The organism is Enterococcus sp. 4E1_DIV0656 (assembly GCF_002140695.1).
GTDB lineage: Bacteria > Bacillota > Bacilli > Lactobacillales > Enterococcaceae > Enterococcus_D > Enterococcus_D entomosocium.
In genome coordinates this window covers 1,311,248-1,331,291 of record NZ_NGLF01000001.1, presented here as the reverse complement: position 1 = coordinate 1,331,291, position 20,044 = coordinate 1,311,248, and the positions used below count along the sequence as shown (strand labels likewise).

Genomic DNA, 20,044 nt, shown 5'->3' with positions numbered 1-20,044 from the left:
CTAAAGGATTCCTTTTTAAATCAGTTGTAATTCTTTCAAGGCTAACCAGATGCCATCTTCATCATTGCTAGCGGTCACCATATCTGCGACTTGTTGGATCTCAGGGACCGCATTGCCCATTGCCACACCGACACCTGCGGCAGTCAGCATTTCACGATCATTTTGGCCATCACCAAAACAGATCACATCTTCTTGCGCTATCCCTAATTGTTCCGCGACGCACAGGATCGTTGCTGCTTTGGAGCCTTCTTTTGGAACGACATCCACACTGTTTTCATGCCAACGCACAAAACGCAGTTTGCTGTATTTCTCGTCAAAGAAATGCTCATACTCTTTTCCGTAAAAAGCCAATGCTTGATAGACTTCTTTTTCTTCGGGAAAATCCATGTCCAACTCAGGAAGTTGGGCACCAAAAGAATGCATCGCTGCTTCCATTTTAGCAATATCCAAAGAAGACGCTCGTTTCGCTGTATCCATCCCGACAAATGCCGTGTCGATCCCAAGCTCTTGGGCTTCTGCCACGAAAGCAGCCAATTGCGTTTCATCGAGTAAGTTTTTATACACCTGCTGATGCGAAAGAAAAGCAGCTGCGCCATTACATAAAATGTAATTATCAAAGGACAACGAACGAATAATATCTTGAGCGTGGAAACGACTGCGTCCAGTGGCAACGGTCACGAAATGGCCAGCATCTCGTAAAAGATCAAGGGCTTTTAGCGTACTGTCTAGTGGCTGTTTGTTCGAGTCAAGCAAGGTTCCATCAATATCAAAGGCAAAGAATTTCCGATTCATAAAAGGTTAAGGCTCGCTTTCTATTAAGAAGTAACTAAGATTTTGGTCTTGGTTGCGGTCATTTTTACAAAAAACAGCAAGAAAAACCGTACATACTTATTCTTAACATAAATAGGCGCTGATTTCAACGCTCCGTTAAGGGATGATGGCTTCTTCCTGGAGAAATGTTAGAGAAAAGAAAAAAAAGAAGCATCGCTGCTTCTTTTGGTAGGTTTTAATTAGTCGACATAGGTCGATTTTGAGTTGTTCAACCATGCATAGCCCAGCCCCATGACCAAGCCACCGCCGATATAGTTACCGATAAAGGCAAAAACTAAATTATGGATCACACTGCCGACAGTCATACCTGCCAAGTGTCCGCCTGAAGCCCAGAAAGCTAAGGTAAACGCTGGGAAGTTAGCAATAACGTGTTCGAATCCTAAGAAAGCAAAGATGAAGATGATGAAAATGATTGCTGCAACTTTTCCGGCATCGTCTTTCATCCGCATGCTTACTAGCACAGCTGTGTTTACAACGATATTGGCGAACATCGCTTCTACTAAAATTTGGATGGTCGATTTTTCTAATTTCGCAGTGATCGAGGTCAGCATAAAGTTGTCTGCGGTCAGCCCTTGAAAAGGACCTGTCAGCGCAACGATTGAGCCGAAAATCACCCCGCCGATCAAGTTGAACAAGACACACGTAAGCAAAATTTTCAATGCCAAAGGAATACTTAGACGTTTACGGTAAACCCCAACAGTCATATACAACATATTTGATGTTCCTAATTCTGCGTTCATATAAAGAATCATGACTAAAGACCAGCTAAACATAAATGCATATAGAATTTTCCCTAACCCGTGAACCATCGATTCACCTTTCATAGCGATCGCAAAAGCAATAGCTGTTCCGAGGGTCAAGAATAAACAAGCCATCATCGCACGTACAGCGTAACGCAAATAACTACTCTTGATCAGATCGATTTTCTTTTCTATGGAAGAATCGATCTTCTCAAATAATGGGGATACTGGATTCATTTTTTCTACTCCTTTTATGAATAATTTCACTTCGTTATCATTTGCACAATACTTTCATATTCTAATGACGAAAAGCTGTTTTGTAAAGAGATATTTGAAAATATAAGTAATTAATGAAAAATTTCAAGATTTGTTTTCATCAAATCCAAAGCCAGCTCCATCTTGACTTTTGCCCCTAGTTTGTCGTATACTATTCCTTGTGTAAAATAATGCAGCAGGAAAATAACAGCTCGTCACCAGTTCGTTGCCCCTCGGGTGCAATTGCGTAACCGCGGCTGCAAAGGTGAAGATTGAAGAACGAACTGCACGAATGTGAGTTTTTCAACGGATTATTTTACTCCAAACTATTTTATTGGAGGAACTAAATTATGTCTCGTTATACAGGACCATCATGGAAAATTTCTCGTCGTTTAGGAATTTCTTTATCAGAAACTGGAAAAGAATTGGCACGTCGCCCTTACGCTCCAGGACAACACGGACCAAACAGCCGTGGCAAAAAATCAGAATACGGCATGCAATTAACTGAAAAACAAAAATTGCGTCATATGTATGGCATGAACGAACGTCAATTCCGTACATTGTTTATCAAAGCAAGCAAAATCAAAGAAGGTAAACACGGTGTTAACTTCATGATCTTGCTAGAACAACGTTTAGATAACGTTGTTTACCGTCTAGGTTTAGCAACTACTCGTCGTCAAGCACGTCAATTAGTAAACCACGGTCACGTTTTAGTTGATGGCAAACGCGTTGATATCCCTTCATACCACGTTGAAGTTGGACAAGTCATCAGCGTTCGTGAAAAATCACAAAACATCTCAACAATCAAAGAAGCAGTTGAAGCAACAGCTGGCCGCGCGTCATTTGTAAGCTTTGATAGCGAAAAATTAGAAGGTTCATTAACTCGTTTACCTGAGCGTGATGAATTGTCTGCAGAAGTTGACGAAGCACTAGTCGTTGAATTCTACAACCAAAAACTTTAAGATTTCAACCGACACGATTCCTTTTTGGAATCGTGTTTTTTTGTGGAATCAACAGATTTACTGATCCTCTTAAGAAGACCCTTGAAAAAATACCAAAAAAACCGACAATGATACATCGCTGTATTCATTTGCCGGTTTTGTTCCTATTATTAGATAAAGTTCGCAACAGATTCGCCTTCTTCTTGCTTTTGGCGATAATTAAACATGAGCAGCTCTGTTTGGCGTCGTTTGAAAATGATCTTTCGTAAGTTTCGTGGCACGAATTTACGAATGTCTTCTTCATTGTACCCCACTTGGAGCTTGTTCTCATCTAAGATAATTGGCCGTTTCAATAAGTTCGGGTATTGTTCGATCAATGAAAGTAGCTCTTCTAGCTTCAACTCTTCTAAATCGATGTCTAACTTTTGGTACACTTTCGAACGAGTAGATATAATGTCTTCCGTTCCATTTTTTGTTAAAGAAAGAATCTCCATTAGTTCATCACTATTTAATGGATCGCTAAAAATGTTTCTCTCTTTAAATGGCAGTTCATTTTCGGTCAACCATGCACGGGCTTTACGACATGACGTACAGCTGGGTGTTGTATATAGTGATATCATTTGTTTATTCTTCCTTTCTCTTTGATGTACTTCGATTTTTTGCGTGGTGCTCAACCTTCGATTTGATCGATCGTTTCCTGTTTGACGATATCGGCGATTCGAATATTGATCTCTTTAACTTTTAAAGAAGTCAAGCGACTGATTTCTTCTAAAACCACTTCTTGGACTTGCGCAAAGAGTTTAGGGATATCTTTGCCGTAAGCCACGATTACTTCCAAATCAACTGCAACCTCTTCTTTGCCAACTTCCACATCGATGCCAGAAGCGACTTGCGACTGTTCTTCAAGGTTTTCGGTCATATCTGAAAGAAATCTGCCATTTACACTAATCAAGCCATCAATTGACTGCAAAGCGACACCAACAATTGTTTCAATGACTTTTTCTTCAAAGGACAGTGGACTTGCTTGCGCTGCTTCATTAGACACATTCGTTGTTTGCTGATCGTCAGTCATTTTTCACACTCCTTGGTTAAATAATAAAGGATACTAGAGACATCGCAAAGTCGCATACACGACCTTGTCTAAAGTGGATATTCCTCTTGGGAATTTTTTTCCCTACCTTTCTAGCATAAATTCTTTTTGTTTTTTTTACAAAGAAAAACACTTGTTTTCGGAATAAATTTATCGTGCAAGATAAAATGAATGCGCTAAAAAAATCTCAAAGCATAATTTTCCTGAAATGATTCGTTTTTCTTGACAAAAAAAAGAAAGCAGCTACACTGCTCTCTTTTATTCTTTGTTATTTTGACAAGGCATCTAATGGATCAATCAGTTGATGCCGGGCTAAACTAGGTGAAAGACTAACTTCAAAATGCAAGTGAGGACCTGTACTGTTCCCCGTACTTCCCATGGAAGCAATCACTTCGCCTTGTTCGACCGTTTGACCGACTTCCACTAAATTGCGATGATTGTGCGCATACAATGTCGTCAGCCCATCTTTGTGCTCGATAGCAACATAATTCCCCCATGAAGAATGATACTCTGAGCGGATCACCGTTCCTGAAAGACTAGCCATGATCGGCGTTCCTTGCGGGGCGGCGAAGTCCACTCCACGATGAAACCCATTGCCTCGTGGACCAAAGACAGAAGAGACAACTGGATTGCTGACAGGATAGATCATCTGTTCGCTGCCTGTCGGTAATTCTGGTTTCTCTTTGTCATAACTCGTCAGAGCATATGCTTCGATCAGCGCATTTAGCTTCTCATTGTATTGTGTATCTGATGCATAACGCCCGGTCAGATATTCCGTGGCATCTTCATAAGACTCCGTTTCTGATTTCCAAACACCTTTATAAAAATTCGAATTGTGGTCCAATCCTTCTTTCAACAATTTCGCATAATCTTTCAAAGAAGATTCGATACTGTCATATTGGCGAAACGTGGCATGAACTGTGTATAAATTACCGGAACCATCGTCTTCTTGCGTTTGGAAGGAAATCCCATTCCCTTCATAAAGTCCCTTAATACCAAATAGGTTATAAAAAGGCTCCTGGCTCAGACGACTTCTTCCGCTACCAGACTCTAAAATCGCTTGTGCAATCATGACCGATGCGTAAAGATCTTCTTCTTGTCCAACTTTACGAGCATCTTCTCCAATCTCCATAATAAAGTCCCACGTTTCTTTGACTGGCGTGACTTCAAATTTTGCTGGCTCATCTTCTTGCGGCGGCGTTACCGTCAACTCTGGTACGTTCGGTACTTCTTTGATGTCAGGCGAAGGCTGGCTTGGTGTTGATTCTGGCTCTGGATTTGGTGTTGTCTCTGGTTCTGGGTTTGATGCTGGTTCTTCTGGTTCTGGCGCCGGCTCAGGTGTTGGTTCTGGCTCTGGATTCGGCTCTAGATCAGGATTTGGTGCCGGTTCTTCTGGTGTTGGTTCTGGTGTCGGGGTTGGTTCCGGTTCTGGCAATGGTTCTGGTGTTGGCTGTTCAGGAACAGGTGTTGACTCTCCTGGAACTACTTCGCCGTTTTCTCCTGGTACCGTTGCGGCATCTTCAGGGACCAAGCCCATTGTTGGCCCGTTCACTCCCGGAACCGTTGACTCAGCTGTATTTTGACCAGCAGTAGACTCGCTCGTTAAAACAGCCGCAGCCGCTGATACTGGCAGCAATGTTGAAAATTGACTGGTAATAATGGCAATTGCCATCCATTTCTTTATTTTCATTCGTGAACTTTCCTCCTTTATTCCTCCCTCTATCATACAAAAAATGCAAGAAACTTTGTAATCAATTTTTGCATTCCTATATGAAAAAGGAGAAATACTTGATTTTTCTAACGAATGAATGATCCAAGTCATTCATTTGCTCTCTAGTAAAAATACGCAAAAACAGCTCAATACCATCTTTTCAAATGTCCAAAACAAAAACAGCAGCGAGCGTCCTCCCTGCTGTTTTGATCTATCTTGACTCTATATCGATATATTCGCGATCATTTGACACTTCTTTATAGGCGGGGCGCATGATTTTTTGTGCGTTGACCAGCTCTTCGATCCGATGGGCGGACCAACCAACGATCCGTGCAATAGCAAACATTGGTGTATACAGTTCTTCTGGTAGATCCAACATGTTATAAACAAACCCGCTGAAAAAGTCGATATTGGCACTGACTCCTTTGTAGATTTTGCGCTTTTCATTGATGACTTGAGGAGCAATGCGTTCGACCATCGTATACAATTGATATTCTTGCCAAGCTTCTGATCCTTTTTCTTGTGCCAGTTTGGCTACATAATTTTTAAAGATCGCCGCACGGGGGTCGTTGTCGCTGTAAACCGCGTGGCCCATGCCATAAATCAATCCTTTACGGTCAAATGCTTCTTTATCTAGGACTGCTTCCAAATAAGTGCGGATGGCCTGTTCATCGGTAATATCAGCAACGTTGCGCTTCAAATCTCCCATCATTTCCGTCACTTTGATATTGGCGCCACCGTGTTTAGGTCCTTTCAAAGAACCTAGCGCTGCAGCAATCGTTGAATAGGTATCCGTCCCACTGGAGGTAACGACTCGTGTCGTAAAGGTCGAATTATTCCCGCCGCCATGTTCCATATGCAAAACAAGTGCCATATCCAATGTTTGGGCTTCTTGGAAGCTATATTCTTTCGTTGGACGCAGCATAGTCAAAATCGTTTCAGCTGTACTCAACTCTTCGGTCGGGCGGTGGATGTACATGCTCTCCCCTTGATTGTAATGATTGTAGGCATGATAGCCGTAGATTGCCAAGAGCGGAAAGACACTGATCAGCATCAGACTTTGTTCCAATACATTTTCAATGCTGATGTCATCTGCTTGCGGATCATAACTTGCCAGTGTCAAGATACTGCGAGATAAACTATTCATGATATCAGAAGAAGGTGCTTTCATAATGACGTCACGAACAAAATTGGTCGGCAAAGTACGTTTTTCTGCTAATAGGCAATGAAATGCCGCAAGTTCTGTTTTGTTTGGCAGTTCGCCGAAAAGTAATAAATATGCAATTTCTTCAAAACCAAAACGTTTTTCATTGACGAACCCTGCTACTAACTCATTGATGTCAATTCCGCGATAACGCAGCTCGCCACAAGCTTCAACTGGCTTGCCGGCAATGATTTTTTCTGGATAAATGGTGGAGATCGTCGTAAGACCCGCTAAGACCCCCGTGCCATTTAAATCCCTCAGTCCACGCTTTACATCATATTCTGAATAAAGATTCATATCTATCAAATTGTATTTCTGACATTGCGATGCAAGATAGGACAATTTCTCTTTCTTTTCTAATCTTTCCACGGTGATGTTACCTCCAATCCTTCTACAAACTATCGACTATAATGTTATTTAACCGTATACAAACATCGTTAAAATAGTCATCCTATAAAATCGTTGCTTTTTAACAAACTTTCACACATTATAGCACGATGTTTAGAAAATGAAATATTTTTCATAAATTTAATTGATTTTTTAAATTATCAACGTATAATTATTCCTAATAAGTACGATTATCTTCGTAAAAAGGAGGATTCTTATGAAGTGGCAAACTCAACTCACCGTCAATGACACCCAATACACGTATATTGACTTAGCGAAAATCACCCAAGACTTAGGGGCTGATTTATCTCGCTTGCCCTACTCCATTCGAGTTTTATTGGAAAGTGTTGCTCGTCATCAAGACGAGGAAATTACAGAGGATTATTTACCATTTTTAGCGAATTGGCAGGCAGAAAGCCCTACCGGTGTCGTGCCATTCAAACCAGAGCGGGTCGTCTTGCAAGACTTTACTGGGGTGCCTGCAGTCGTTGATCTGGCTGCCATGCGGGATGCGATGGTCGCTTTAGGCGGTGCCGCAGAAGACATCAATCCTGAGATCCCCGTCACACTCGTCGTCGACCACTCTGTGCAAGTCGATCAAGCCGGTACGCCTGGGGCGATCGCTTTTAATACGGAGCGGGAATTTGAACGCAACGCAGAACGCTATCAATTCTTGAAATGGGCACAAGGTTCTTTCGACAATTTCGAAGTCGTTCCGCCTGAAACAGGGATCATTCATCAAGTCAACATCGAATCATTGTCTGATGTGATCTTGCAAAAAACACACGAAGACCAACGTTTGCTGTTTCCTGATACATTGCAAGGAACCGATTCTCACACCACGATGATCAACGGTTTGGGGGTCCTCGGTTGGGGGGTTGGCGGTATTGAAGCGGAAGCTGCGATTCTTGGCGAACCTTCTTTCTTTCCTACACCTGAAGTCATCGGGGTGAAATTTATCAACGAGATGCCTGCAGGTACCACAGCTACCGATTTAGCACTAAAAGTAACCGAAGTGCTGCGGATCGAAAAAGTGGTTGGAAAATTTGTCGAATACTTTGGCCCGGGCTATGGTCATTTGAGCTTAGCCGATCGGGCGACATTAGCGAACATGGCCCCTGAATATGGTGCCACTTGCGGTTTTTGTCCGATTGATCAAGAGACCTTGAACTACTTGGCAACGACCGGGCGCTCCAGCGAGCTGATCGAACTCGTTACCGCTTACGCCAAAGCCAACCATTTCTTTTATGATGAAACGACCGTGCCGACCTATACTAAGACGATCACCATTGATCTAGCAGAAGTTCAGACGGCATTAGCGGGCCCCAAACGCCCGCAAGATCGGATTTTGCTTCCAGCAGTCCGTCAGGATTTCGAACAATCAGTCACGGCAGCCGTTGGTCCCAAGGGCTTTGGACTTTCGGAGGATGAATGGCAAAAAGAAGCCAGCGTTACTTGGCCAGATGCTGCAGCAGACAAATTAGAGACCGGCGATATCGTTTTGGCGGCGATCACTAGCTGTACGAATACTAGCAATCCTTTCGTCATGCTCTCTGCAGGCTTATTGGCCAAAAAAGCCATTGAAAAAGGTTTGACCGTCCCTCGTACAGTCAAAACCTCCCTTGCACCTGGCTCCCAGATCGTGACCACCTATTTGCAAAACAGTGGTTTGCTGCCGTATTTAGAGCAACTCGGCTTTTATTTAGTGGGCTACGGTTGTACCACCTGTATCGGAAATTCCGGTCCTTTAGAAGCGCCGGTCGCTGAAGCAATTGAGGCGGAAAATCTACTGGTGGCGTCGGTTCTGTCAGGCAATCGGAATTTTGAAGGAAGAATCCATCCACAGATCAAAGCCAATTATTTGGCTTCGCCGCCGTTAGTTGTTGCCTATGCGATCGCTGGCAGCACTCGCAAAGATCTTACAAAAGAACCATTAGCTATCGTCAATGACGAGCCGGTGTATTTGTCTGATATTTGGCCTAGCAATGAAGAAGTCAATACTTACGTTCAAGAATACGTCGGACCAGAAGCATTTCGCGCTGCCTATGAGCATCTTTTTGATGCCAATGAACGCTGGAATGCGATCGAAACCACCACGAGCGCATGTTATGAATGGGAGGAACAATCTACTTACATTGCTCATCCACCCTACTTTGAAACATTGACCAAAGAATTGCCTAAACCAGATGTCTTAGCCGATCTGAAAGTCTTGGCAAAATTGGGTGATTCCGTCACCACTGACCATATTTCTCCTGCCGGCAGCATCAGTATGGATTCAGCAGCTGGAAAGCTTTTACAAGAAAAAGAAGTTCCATATCGTGAATTCAATTCCTTTGGTTCGCGGCGCGGCAATCATCAGATTATGATGCGGGGGACTTTCGGCAACATCCGTCTGCAAAACCAGCTGGTTCCTGGTAGCACTGGCAGTGTCACGCATTATTTTCCAACTGGGGAAACCTTGTCTATATTTGACGCCGCTATGAATTACCAAAAAGCCGGCCAAAGCTGTATCATTTTAGCCGGTAAAGATTATGGCATGGGTTCTTCTCGCGACTGGGCCGCCAAAGGGACACAATTGTTAGGCGTTAAAGTCGTCTTAGCAGAAAGCTTCGAACGGATCCATCGCAGCAACTTGGTCATGATGGGGATCATTCCTCTTGAATATCTGGCTGGTGAAAGTGCCACCTCTTTTGCTTTAGATGGCAGCGAAACATTCTCGATCGCTTTGCCAGAAGAGCCAGCGGTCAAGCAGCTGGTCGAAGTCACTGCGCAACGGACCGACGGAGGGACTGTCTCCTTTATGACCCGTCTACGCTTTGATGCCCCGGCAGATATTCGCTATTGGAAGCATCAAGGAATTTTGCCAATGGTCATTCGAAAAAAAGCGGAATTAGGAGGAGCTGCCCATGTCTAACCAAACAACCCATGAAGCAACGACGATCACCATTCCTTACATTGCAGGAGACGGCATCGGTGCCGAGATTTGGCAGGCTGCGCAACCTGTGATTGATGCAGCCGTGAATAAAGCTTATGACAATCAGCGCCACATCGAGTGGCTGGAAGTTTTAGCTGGAGAAGCCGCCTTTGAACAGACAGGGGAATGGCTACCGCAAGCAACCATCGATACGATCAAGGCCCAGCAATACGCCTTGAAAGGACCGTTGACTACCCCGATTGGCGAGGGCTTTCGCTCCTTGAATGTCACCTTACGGCAGACCCTGGATCTTTATGCCTGTGTCAGACCTGTTCGCTATTTTACAGGGGTCCCTTCGCCTTTAAAACAGCCAGAAAAAACCGATATGGTGATCTTTCGCGAAAATACTGAAGATGTTTATGCTGGCATCGAATTTGCCAAAGACGACGATGCAACACAGCGTTTGATCCAGACACTGCAAGCAGACTTTGCCGTCAAGGCGATTCGTTTTCCTAAAACTTCCGCTATTGGCATCAAGCCGATCTCTTTAGAAGGCAGTCAACGCTTGATCGCTGCTGCCATTGAGTATGCGATTACTCAAAAGCGACCCACGGTGACACTGGTGCATAAAGGCAATATCATGAAATTTACAGAAGGCGGATTTAAAAACTGGGGCTATCAGCTTGCAGAAACCACGTACGCCGACCAGTGTTTTACAATGAATCAATACAACAAAATCAAAGCAGAAAATGGTTCAAAGGCAGCCGAAGCCGCCCTTGCCTCGGCCAAAGCGGCTGGAAAGATCGTTGTTAACGATGTGATCGCCGACAACTTTTTACAGCAGATCCTTTTGTATCCAGAAAAATTCGATGTCATTGCCACTTGTAATTTGAACGGCGACTACATTTCTGATGCACTCGCTGCACAAGTTGGCGGCATCGGGATCGCCCCCGGCGCCAATATCAATTACGATACTGGGGCAGCCATCTTTGAAGCTACCCACGGAACGGCACCGGATATCGCAGGACTTGGCAAAGCCAATCCCTGTTCACTGCTGCTATCGGCGTGCATGCTATTAGAACATTTGAACTGGCCGGAAGCTGCTGCAATACTGACGCAAGCCATTGAACAAGCCTTGCAAAGTCAGCACGTCACTGCCGACTTCGCACAGTTGATGCCCGAAGCCGTCTGTTTAACGACACAAGCGTTTGGTGAACACCTCCTTCAGCTGATCCATTCGTAAACTCAAGCTGTGATTGAGTCGGCATTTGCCTGCTCAATCACAGCTTGATTGCGTTTTCACCTTTTGAGAAACTATACTTAGAGCATGAAAGGGGGAATTCATTTATGAGTGAATTCAACATGAGAAAAATTGGTCAGCAGATCGCTACCAAACGCAAAGAAAAAAATCTGACCCAAAGCAACTTGGCAGACCAATTACTTGTCAGCTATCAAGCGGTCAGTAATTGGGAGCGGGGCAACTCACTCCCGGACATTGAAAAATTGCCGCAGCTAGCGGCGATTTTAGGCCTATCGATCGATGAGCTGTTAGGGAAGCCAGCAGCTGCGGTTCAACATTATCAAGCAGGAACCGCGCAGCCAAAAGAAATCGCCGAACTAGCTCCGCTGATCAAACCGCAAGAACTATCGGCACTGATTCAAGAAGAACTGTTTCAAGAATCTTCTTTAGACCTAGACTTATTGCCTAGACTAGCACCTCATTTGAATAGTGCTGACTTGCAGCACTTGCTTAATGGCACCGAAAATATCCCAGAAGATGTCATGGATGAACTCTTGCCGTTTTTGAAAAAGCCCCAAATAGAAGAGCTCCTTAAAGGCAACCACTATTCCATGGCTTTTTGGGAAGAGGCGGCGCCCTTTTTAACCCCCAACTTTTTGGCGGGAGAAATCAAAGGCTGGCTTGAAACCCCTGACTTTCGCTTTTCTGAGATTGAAGAACTGCTTCCCTTTTTACCTGCACCGTATCTGGATGAACTCCTGCTGACGGCCCTGGAACAGCCAAACGTTACCGCATCAGAACGCTTGTCTTATGATGAAATCGAAGAACTGCTGCCGTTTCTGACAGAAGCAACGATCTGCCGTCTCGTTCAAGCACTGCCCTTCTCAACAGATGAATTGGAAGAAATCGCCCCTTTCCTCTCCTCAAAGAACTTACTTGTCCTATTAAAAAAAGGACACTAAAAAAACAAGATTCTTCTTTACTTTTGGTAAACCACCGTTTATAATTTCGTTAACCAAATAAATCTTTTTTAGGTTAACGAAATTATTACTAGAGAGAAGGATTCGATGAAATTATCATTACGTGAACAAATCCATGCCGCATTATTTGCGATCATTATTGCTGGTCTTTCCCAATTGACGATTCCGTTAGGTTTGATCCCATTGACAGGACAAACCTTTGCGATTGGACTGGCGGTGACTTTCCTCGGCACGCGAATAGGAACGATGGCGATCATCATCTACTTGCTGTTAGGATTGATCGGTTTGCCCGTTTTCGCTGGTTTTTCCAGCGGTATCGGTGTTTTGTTAGGACCAACCGGAGGCTATTTAGTCGGCTTCCTCTTTAACGGATTGCTTACTGGATTGGTCGTAGAAAAAACGGCGTTTCGCTACACAGGAGCAGTGATTGGCAATATTGTCGGTGCGCTGGCAACTTTGTTGTTTGGTACATTATGGCTGAAATGGAGCACTGGCATGGCATGGCCGGCTGCTTTTAACGGTGGTTTTGTTTTGTTTATTATCCCCGGGATCATCAAAGCCGTTGCCGCAGCTTATCTAGGTATCTTTTTAAGAAACCGCTTGGCGCAACGACTGGCTTTGCGTTAATAAAAAACACTCGCGTCATATGCAGCGATTCCCATCAGTTAGCTTTTTCGTCTAACTTTTGGAAATCGCCACATCACGCGAGTGTTCTTTTTTAGTTGTCGATCTCTTCAATCAACAACTGCGGCCAAACTTTCTGCCACTGCTTCATCGCTTGGCGTTGTCGGTAAACCGCAAGGTACTGGTCATTTTGGGCGAAATGCGGTGTTGGACGCACCCGAAAACTGCAAACATCCTGCCAACCGAAAGGCGCCATCAATTCAATCTCGCCTTGTTTCATTCGTGCCGCCACCGCTGTACAACGCTCTGGAAACTTCGTTAAAGCATCGAAGGTACTTGTATAAGTGGGTTCCTCGGCAAAGTTGTGCTGGTGCATCAATGCTTGATTTCGAACCTCCCAAGGAAATTCGGGAAACGAACGGCGCAGTTGCGCTTCGATCGCTGCTGTTTCTTCTACGCTTACAGTCGGATCATAAAACACGACATCAATATCGGTTATCGGCACCTCCGCTATTTTTCCGCTAAGAAAACCCCATAAATAATTCCGCAGGTACCCGGCACACAGCCAGCAATCCGGCAGCTGTAACGCTTCAATGATCGTAAGCAGTTGTCGACATTCACGATTTTTTGCAAACAAGTTCTGGATCGCTTGTTCCTTCATTGGCGTCCTCCTCTAATGGGCTCAGGCTAGTTATTTCAAGGTCCAACCACCGTCGATGGGCACGATCGCCCCCTGCAAGTAACTAGCTTGCGGGCTGGCAAGAAAAAGGGTCAGCGCTGCAACTTCTTCTGGTTGCGCCCAACGCTTGACCGGCGTCTCCTCTGCCACCCATTGCGCCATTTTTCCGTCACCAGCAAAATCAGCCGCATTCATCGGCGTTTGAATCGCACCTGGCGCGATGCCCTTCACCGAGATCCCTTGATCTGCAACATCCAATGCCAACTGTTTGGTAAACCCGACGATCGCGTGTTTTGCGGTTGTATAAGCGATCCCACCTCCACCAGCGACCATTCCAGCGATCGACGCCATATTAATGATCGTTCCGCCACCATTGGCTTGCATCAGCGGCAAAATTTCTTTCGTTAAATAAAACATGCTGGAGACATTGGTTTGAAATATCTCCTCCCACTCCATTGATGTCGTCTCAGCGATCGTATGATAGCCATCTAGTTTCCCGGCTGTATTCAACAAGATCGTCATGCCACCAAAGTGTGTAACACAAGCTTGGACCGCTGCAAGACAATTTTCTTCCACCGCTAAATCGCAACACGTGCCGAAAAAGCGGGGCTGGGCTAAAAGCGTATCAGGAAACGATTGGCAGTCAACCCCAAATACTTGAGCGCCTTCTGCAAGAAACGCCTCTGCTTGCGCTCTGCCGATGCCTGAAGCAGCTCCTGTGACAAACACAATCGTTTTGTCATCGATCCACGATGCTGTCATTCCACGATTTTCCAATCTTCCGCAAGAATGTCGCAAACAGTCGGTGCGAAACTCGAGAATCCCTCATCTGCTGTTTTGATCAAAAAGTAAGGGGTGACTGGGGCATTGTCGTACACTTCGCCTTCAACGAATGTCACATAAAGTTCAAAACCGCCCCAACCTTCACGGATGATTTTTTTGCCGGCTTTTAATTCTGGTAAGATTTCTTCAAATGTCATAATTTTTCTCCTTTGTGTTTTTCTTCTAATGGTTTAAATTGCTTGGAAATTCAATTACGAAAACAAGCAGGACTCGGTTGCTGCGCTAATACGGCAGTAGTGTGATCGCTTGCGCCAATTCTTCTAAAAGATGCGTCGTTTTATAGTCCTCAAATGCCTCATGATGGTTTCGCAGCAGCGTCCGAACTTTCGTTGGCGAATATGCTTCTGCTAAGTGATTTTCCATAACGAACCGGCGGGTCAACTGCCATTCATAATAGTAGCCGAAGGGGCGGCAATAGTAGCTGGTTCCCGCAAGTTCTTTTTTCTCAAAGCGTCGATGGGTATGCCCAAAGACAACTGCCCGAACATTGGCGTAGCGGTCGATCACTGCGCCAAAATCGGGCGACCCTAAAAACGCATTTAGGTGGTTCCAGCGGGCATACTTGCCGGTCTGTCGAACAATAAACGCTTCTTGGGGCACAAAATGGGTAGAAAGAAGAATTTCTTGGTCTTGCGGCAAACGGGCCAATGTTTCCGCTAAACGCTCATTGATGGCTTGGCTGATTTCCTTATCCGATCCCTTTCGCTGAATCATGCGGTCATACCAAAACAAATTTTTCAGCCGCAAGATCTCAGATTCACTGGTCAGATCAGAATATTGGTAGTCATACCAGCCATTGATTCCCAACAGCAGTGTTTTTTCTGATAAGCGATACGTCTGAAAATTAAGAAAGGCGGGATCATCGAAAGCCTCGATCTCTTGTTCCGTCAAGTCCACCATTTCATGATTGCCCCAGTGAAAGGTCGTTGGCACCTGTCGACTTTGAAAAAATGCAACCACGTCTAATAGCCTTTGCTTTTTATTCGCCACATCTCCTGCCAGATGCAGATGGGTCACCTGATTTTGCTGCAAATAATCAGCGATCAGCTGCAGATGGGGGTCGAATAATTGGTTGATATCGACGTGCAAGTCGCTAATAACCGCCAGCGTGCCCATATCAGCGGCCTGCCGTCTGCTGTTCGATCCGTAACAATTGGACATCATTAGCTAAGATCCCGCTATTTCCCACCAATTGCAACCGTTGATAGGTCGGTTCCACCTGCATCCGAGTCTGTTCTTCTAAATACACCTGAGCCCCTTGCTTCAACCAAATCGTGCCTAAAGGTGTCGTTAAAGGGGTGTCGTAGATCGCCAATCCTTCTTCTGGATAGCTCTGTGGCACGATGATCAGGCGAAAATGGATGTCCAAACGGCAGGTGATCTCCGTTGCAGGAAACGGACCGACGCCGTCTTCAAAATCCAAATAGAGACGATCATCTGGCTGTACATAAGAGGTTATTTTTTCAATTGCTGCTGGCTCAATGTTCAGTTCCATGACGAGAGCCCTCCTTTACATAATACGTTTTTTCCATTCCTCCAGCGTGATGCCACGCGTGACTTCATCGATGATTTCTTCACCCGATTTGCGGGCAGCTGGGATCGTTGCTTCCAATTTCATCCCAATTTTCTCCATGACCCGTCCAGACTTGGGATTTCGAGCATCATGTCGAGCAAAAATCCGAATCAATTCGAGTGTTTCAAAACCAAAATGCAGCAGTGTCATTGCCGCTTCTGGCATGATCCCTTGCCCCCAGTAATCGCGACTTAATGTATAACCAAGCTCAGCGATCTCTTTTTCAGATTCCACCCGTAAATCGATGGTCCCGATCATTTTGCCTGAGTCTTTTTCTTCGATCGCATATTTCCCTAAGGGTGCAGCAACAAAATACTCGGCAATGCGCAGTTTTGTTTCGTCAACCGACCCATGTCTAGCAAAGACGAAGGTCGTCGTTTCTTCATCATTTGCATAGGCAAACATGTCTGCTGCATCCGCCAAGGAAACGGGGCGCAAGAGCAGCCTCGGTGTCTCCAACCGCTGATTTTCTGCTAATAATAGCAAATGTCGTTCTTTTGTTGTCATAGGATCCCTACTTTCTATCAGAACTCTCTCACGATCGCACCCCTCTTTTGCTATTTGTTGGATATGCTATAATAAGCATAAGTAAACGCTTTGAGGAGGATACTTCAATGTCAGACGAATTAGAAAAACGCCTTGATACAGGAATGTATGGGACGCCTCGCGTCAACCCAGATGAACAGCGCAAGTATTTAGGCACGTTTCGTGAACGGTGTTATCTTAGTATGACAGTAACAGAAATGAAGAAGAAGGACAACCAGAAAACGCTCTTGAACGCCTTACCAGATTATCAAGGTGCGCTCGTGCTGCTCAACGGAAAATTGCCAGAATCGATCCAGACCGATTACATCACTTTACTGACCAAACAACAGATGGAATTTCGGATCGTCTCCGATGCCCAAGATGCCGGTCCAGACAGTATCGGCTTGCTGATTGCCGGGAAAGAAGCCGTCAATCAAGACGTCATCGATATCGAAAAAAAATACCCTGCAGCTGCCGCTCCATCAGATAAAGAGCAGGAACAACCAGAGAAAACGTCATTTTGGAAACGTCTTTTCCATTAAAAGGAGGAACTATCATGGAACAATCAACACCGCCCTACCTTTCATTAAAGAAAGAACTGCTTGATGCTTTGGATTTGCATATCGATTTGTTGAAAACGGCCCCTACGATCGAATCGAGCCATCTGGATGGCGTATTGTTCATGATGCGCAGCTTGGGTTTTATGCTGGATCGCGCTCCGAAAGTACTCCTACTGGAGGATCAGAATGAAATGAACTTTATGATGTTTCAATATTATAGCCTCCTGTCGGAACTGAAGTACAATCTCGTTTTAAACTTTCCCTATGCCTCGATTCAAGGCGTACCGTTATTGACCTTGATCCAACGTTTTCCTACCACGTATGAAAAAGAAATGAAACAATGGTGGGAAGCCCGAACGGGTCTCAAGGTGGAAGAAACAAAACAAACGATTGAGATCGCTGCTTTTGAAGCCTAATAAAAAAGACTGCACACTTTCGAAGGGAATCACCTTCCAGAGTGTGCAGTTCTTTGCTCTCTAAGCTTCCATCAGCTTTCGAAGACTTCAGGGAACAACAGGCGTAAAACAGACATAGTTAAGCGTCGGCCTTTCCCGCTGTATGGATAAACGTGCATATGCATCGCTGGGTTGAAATTGGCTTCAATGATTCCATAAGCCCCCGGTTCATTGGCTGGCTTGGTTTTATCTGGAATAATCAGATCGATTCCACTGATAGACGCTTGTAATGCGGCGACCGCATCGACTGCTACTTGTTTGTAGTCATCGTTGAAGTCATCCGTTACATCGATAGAATCACCGCCAGTACTGATATTCGAGTTTTCTCGCAGATAAACGATCTGCCCTTCTTCTGGCACTGAATCAACTTGATACCCTTGCTCTTTTAACATCAGTTGTTCCAGTTCCCCTAATTGAATCAACTCTAATGGAGTCCGATGATGGGTGCCGCGCAATGGATCGAGATTTTTCTCTGCGACGAGTTCCGTGATCGTACGCTTGCCGTCACCCACGACATTGGCTGGGATACGTAATAAAATCGCATCGACTCGCCCATCGATCACGAAGAACCGATATTCCGTCCCTGATAAAAAGGTCTCAACGAGGATCGAATCATCTTCCGCAAAGGCAATGGCGACCGCCGCTTGATAATCCGCTATAGAGGCGCCTTCTTTGAAAATCGAGATACCGATCCCATAGTTGGTGGTTTTCGGTTTTACCACAAACCCGCTGTGGGCGATTTGCGGATAAAACGCGATCGCTTCTTCTGTCGAAGCGAATTCAGCACCACCTGGTACATGAAAGCCATTTTCGGCTAAGATTTTTTTGGTGACCGTTTTATTCGCCATGATCAATGGGACGATGTACTGATCCTTACTAGTCATATTGGCATTTTTAACATATTCGATGTGGTCTTTCACGGCTAATTTCAAGAACTGATCCGTTTCATCCAGTACCGTCACTTCGATTCCTTTTTGGATCGCATCGAACAAGAGAATCTGGGTCGACAATTCCATTGCTCGAAAGCCAGCTAATTGATACGGTTTTTCCCAAGCAGCTTGATGATACTTTTGTCCCAGCAATGTTGCTGTCTGCGCTTGGCTAGTTGCTTGACTCGCTGAGAAAAGACGTCCGGCGAAGGTTCTTTCTGGTTCAGCCAGCATCACAGAAAGCTGATCCAAAAATGGCGGATGCGGCAGCTCAAGGGCTTGGGCAAAGTCCATCATTTCAGCAATCAGTGCTTGCGCTTCTTGCTGATAAGTCAATGGTGCAAGTGGGTGTTCTAATGCGACCTGATCATTTTTCTGATTGCCCTCTTCGATCCACGCATCGGCATCGCTGCCTTCTTCTTTTGTACTTAAAAACAATAAGAAGAAATGTAAGAACGCGACTTGCTCTTTGGAAATGCCATAGCGGGCAAAGGGATCGATATCGATATTTCTTAACTCAATATAACGGATACCAGCTGAGGCTAGATCTGCGACCCGTTTTCCCCCACGTAAACGCACTGGCGCATAAAATTCTTTTTCTTCTGAAAGCTTTCCTGTCTCCACTAATTTGGCAATATCCGCAAGATAGGTCTCTAACGAAGCATAAGATACCTTGACGTCTTCGTGATTCGTGTAGCCATAACGGCTATTGCGAATACTGCGGACTGGTTCTTGCGGTCCGTTTTCTGTCGTAAAATAATTGGCTTCTGATGCAGGGGTCGCCCCAAAGAAATACGTCAAAAGCCAGCGATAATGCAAATAATTGCGAGTTACTTTCAAATAAAGCGCCGTTTTAAAGGCTTGATAGCTTTCCTTCGTTTCAGATAAAGCATACAGTTGCTGCAAAAAGTCTTCCGCAAATTCAAAATTGAAATGTATCCCACTGACCATTTGCTTACGGCGACCATAAGTTTTGGCCAAATAGCGGCGGTAGAGCACATCTTCAAATTGGTCTAATTTAGCAATGACGATGTCTTCTTCTTTTTCTGGTAAAGCCGGTGGCATGCTCAAAGGCCAGAGCATTTCTTCTGCTGCCATTGAACGATATGCCACATCGTGGATGGCCCCTAAGAAACGGAACAATTCATCCACTGAATCCGCGACCGGCGTGATCAGTTCCAGTTGATTTTCCGCAAAATCCGTTTGGATATAGGGATGGAAGCGCCGATTGCCTAGCGCTTTCGGATGATCGGTTCCCGCGAACGTCCCATCGAGCCGCACCCGTTGCGCTTCACGCTCAATCCCATAGCGTCCTTTCAATAAATAGGGAAAAAGCTCTTTATGTGATAACAATGTTTTTATTTTCATTCGACTGCCCTCTATGTTCTTCTACTATTTTTTTCTTATATTCTGTTTCTTTCCATCTATTATAGTGAAAAATGGTGAAAAATGCAGAAATTTGCTCCTCACTTGTAATATCTCTTACTAAAATTACCAAGAATTTATAAAATACTTGAATAAATTTGATATTTACCTTCAAAATAAAGTATACTGCTTATAGAA

20 protein-coding genes are annotated in these 20,044 nt (G+C 44.7%); 7 read left to right on the top strand and 13 right to left on the bottom strand.

The window, feature by feature from the left end:
• Positions 1 to 15: 15 nt before the first annotated feature.
• Together A5882_RS06375 and A5882_RS06370 are read right to left on the bottom strand one after the other, a co-directional pair.
• Positions 16 to 792 carry a Cof-type HAD-IIB family hydrolase gene (locus A5882_RS06375; RefSeq protein WP_005227160.1) on the bottom strand — a complete coding sequence of 259 codons (777 nt, stop codon included), beginning with the start codon at positions 790 to 792 and terminating at the stop codon, positions 16 to 18.
• A gap of 218 nt (positions 793 to 1,010) precedes the next feature.
• A complete protein-coding gene (locus A5882_RS06370) occupies positions 1,011 to 1,808 on the bottom strand; it encodes a formate/nitrite transporter family protein (RefSeq protein ID WP_005227159.1) in 798 nt (265 codons plus the stop codon).
• Positions 1,809 to 2,176: 368 nt separating this feature from the next.
• Here A5882_RS06370 and rpsD point away from each other — a divergent pair, with 368 nt between their 5' ends.
• Positions 2,177 to 2,788 carry a 30S ribosomal protein S4 gene (gene rpsD / locus A5882_RS06365; RefSeq protein ID WP_005227158.1) on the top strand — a complete coding sequence of 204 codons (612 nt, stop codon included), beginning with the start codon at positions 2,177 to 2,179 and terminating at the stop codon, positions 2,786 to 2,788.
• A gap of 149 nt (positions 2,789 to 2,937) precedes the next feature.
• Here the strand turns inward: rpsD and spx are convergent, their stop codons facing one another.
• From spx to A5882_RS06345, 4 genes are all read right to left on the bottom strand, one after another.
• Positions 2,938 to 3,387: a transcriptional regulator Spx gene (gene spx, locus A5882_RS06360; protein WP_008376310.1), complete on the bottom strand. Its 450-nt coding sequence runs from the start codon at positions 3,385 to 3,387 to the stop codon at positions 2,938 to 2,940.
• 50 nt (positions 3,388 to 3,437) lie between these two features.
• The gene (locus tag A5882_RS06355; protein ID WP_086299010.1) at positions 3,438 to 3,839 is read right to left on the bottom strand and encodes an Asp23/Gls24 family envelope stress response protein; all 402 of its coding nucleotides are present in this window, start codon (positions 3,837 to 3,839) and stop codon (positions 3,438 to 3,440) included.
• A 286-nt stretch (positions 3,840 to 4,125) separates the two neighbouring features.
• Positions 4,126 to 5,547: a peptidoglycan DD-metalloendopeptidase family protein gene (locus A5882_RS06350; RefSeq protein WP_303393755.1), complete on the bottom strand. Its 1,422-nt coding sequence runs from the start codon at positions 5,545 to 5,547 to the stop codon at positions 4,126 to 4,128.
• 232 nt (positions 5,548 to 5,779) lie between these two features.
• Entirely contained in the window at positions 5,780 to 7,141 is a 1,362-nt protein-coding gene (locus A5882_RS06345) for a citrate/2-methylcitrate synthase (RefSeq protein ID WP_016619617.1), read from the bottom strand.
• 235 nt (positions 7,142 to 7,376) lie between these two features.
• Here A5882_RS06345 and acnA point away from each other — a divergent pair, with 235 nt between their 5' ends.
• From acnA to A5882_RS06325, 4 genes are all read left to right on the top strand, one after another.
• Complete coding sequence (acnA, locus tag A5882_RS06340) at positions 7,377 to 10,073, top strand: aconitate hydratase AcnA (protein WP_086372546.1); 2,697 nt, start codon at positions 7,377 to 7,379, stop codon at positions 10,071 to 10,073.
• A complete protein-coding gene (gene icd, locus A5882_RS06335) occupies positions 10,066 to 11,316 on the top strand; it encodes an NADP-dependent isocitrate dehydrogenase (protein WP_086372545.1) in 1,251 nt (416 codons plus the stop codon). Before acnA ends, icd begins: the two co-directional genes overlap by 8 nt.
• Positions 11,317 to 11,420: 104 nt before the next feature.
• Complete coding sequence (locus A5882_RS06330) at positions 11,421 to 12,275, top strand: helix-turn-helix domain-containing protein (RefSeq protein WP_086372544.1); 855 nt, start codon at positions 11,421 to 11,423, stop codon at positions 12,273 to 12,275.
• 105 nt (positions 12,276 to 12,380) lie between these two features.
• Positions 12,381 to 12,920, top strand: a complete 540-nt coding sequence (locus A5882_RS06325; RefSeq protein ID WP_086372543.1) for a biotin transporter BioY — start codon at positions 12,381 to 12,383, stop codon at positions 12,918 to 12,920.
• Between the two features lie 91 nt (positions 12,921 to 13,011).
• Here A5882_RS06325 and A5882_RS06320 read toward each other — a convergent pair whose 3' ends face one another.
• The 6 genes from A5882_RS06320 to A5882_RS06295 all read right to left on the bottom strand — a co-directional run bounded on the left by A5882_RS06320 (position 13,012) and on the right by A5882_RS06295 (position 16,519).
• Positions 13,012 to 13,578, bottom strand: coding sequence for a nucleotidyltransferase family protein (locus A5882_RS06320; RefSeq protein ID WP_086316800.1), 567 nt, complete (start codon positions 13,576 to 13,578; stop codon positions 13,012 to 13,014).
• A 30-nt stretch (positions 13,579 to 13,608) separates the two neighbouring features.
• Positions 13,609 to 14,358, bottom strand: a complete 750-nt coding sequence (locus A5882_RS06315; protein ID WP_005232459.1) for a 3-oxoacyl-ACP reductase — start codon at positions 14,356 to 14,358, stop codon at positions 13,609 to 13,611.
• On the bottom strand, positions 14,355 to 14,576 hold the full coding sequence (locus A5882_RS06310; RefSeq protein ID WP_005227147.1) for a DUF2829 domain-containing protein: 222 nt from the start codon (positions 14,574 to 14,576) through the stop codon (positions 14,355 to 14,357). The genes A5882_RS06315 and A5882_RS06310 overlap by 4 nt, the downstream gene beginning before the upstream one ends.
• Positions 14,577 to 14,661: 85 nt before the next feature.
• Entirely contained in the window at positions 14,662 to 15,555 is an 894-nt protein-coding gene (locus A5882_RS06305) for a metallophosphoesterase (RefSeq protein ID WP_005232461.1), read from the bottom strand.
• Between the two features lies 1 nt (position 15,556).
• Positions 15,557 to 15,934, bottom strand: coding sequence for an iron-sulfur cluster biosynthesis family protein (locus A5882_RS06300; RefSeq protein WP_086372542.1), 378 nt, complete (start codon positions 15,932 to 15,934; stop codon positions 15,557 to 15,559).
• A 15-nt stretch (positions 15,935 to 15,949) separates the two neighbouring features.
• The gene (locus A5882_RS06295; RefSeq protein ID WP_005232465.1) at positions 15,950 to 16,519 is read right to left on the bottom strand and encodes a GNAT family N-acetyltransferase; all 570 of its coding nucleotides are present in this window, start codon (positions 16,517 to 16,519) and stop codon (positions 15,950 to 15,952) included.
• A gap of 107 nt (positions 16,520 to 16,626) precedes the next feature.
• Here A5882_RS06295 and A5882_RS06290 point away from each other — a divergent pair, with 107 nt between their 5' ends.
• Positions 16,627 to 17,079 carry a YueI family protein gene (locus tag A5882_RS06290; protein WP_086372541.1) on the top strand — a complete coding sequence of 151 codons (453 nt, stop codon included), beginning with the start codon at positions 16,627 to 16,629 and terminating at the stop codon, positions 17,077 to 17,079.
• Between the two features lie 14 nt (positions 17,080 to 17,093).
• Positions 17,094 to 17,513 carry a hypothetical protein gene (locus A5882_RS06285; protein ID WP_086372540.1) on the top strand — a complete coding sequence of 140 codons (420 nt, stop codon included), beginning with the start codon at positions 17,094 to 17,096 and terminating at the stop codon, positions 17,511 to 17,513.
• Positions 17,514 to 17,584: 71 nt separating this feature from the next.
• Here the strand turns inward: A5882_RS06285 and gshAB are convergent, their stop codons facing one another.
• Positions 17,585 to 19,849 carry a bifunctional glutamate--cysteine ligase GshA/glutathione synthetase GshB gene (gshAB, locus tag A5882_RS06280; protein WP_086372539.1) on the bottom strand — a complete coding sequence of 755 codons (2,265 nt, stop codon included), beginning with the start codon at positions 19,847 to 19,849 and terminating at the stop codon, positions 17,585 to 17,587.
• Positions 19,850 to 20,044 lie beyond the last annotated feature (195 nt).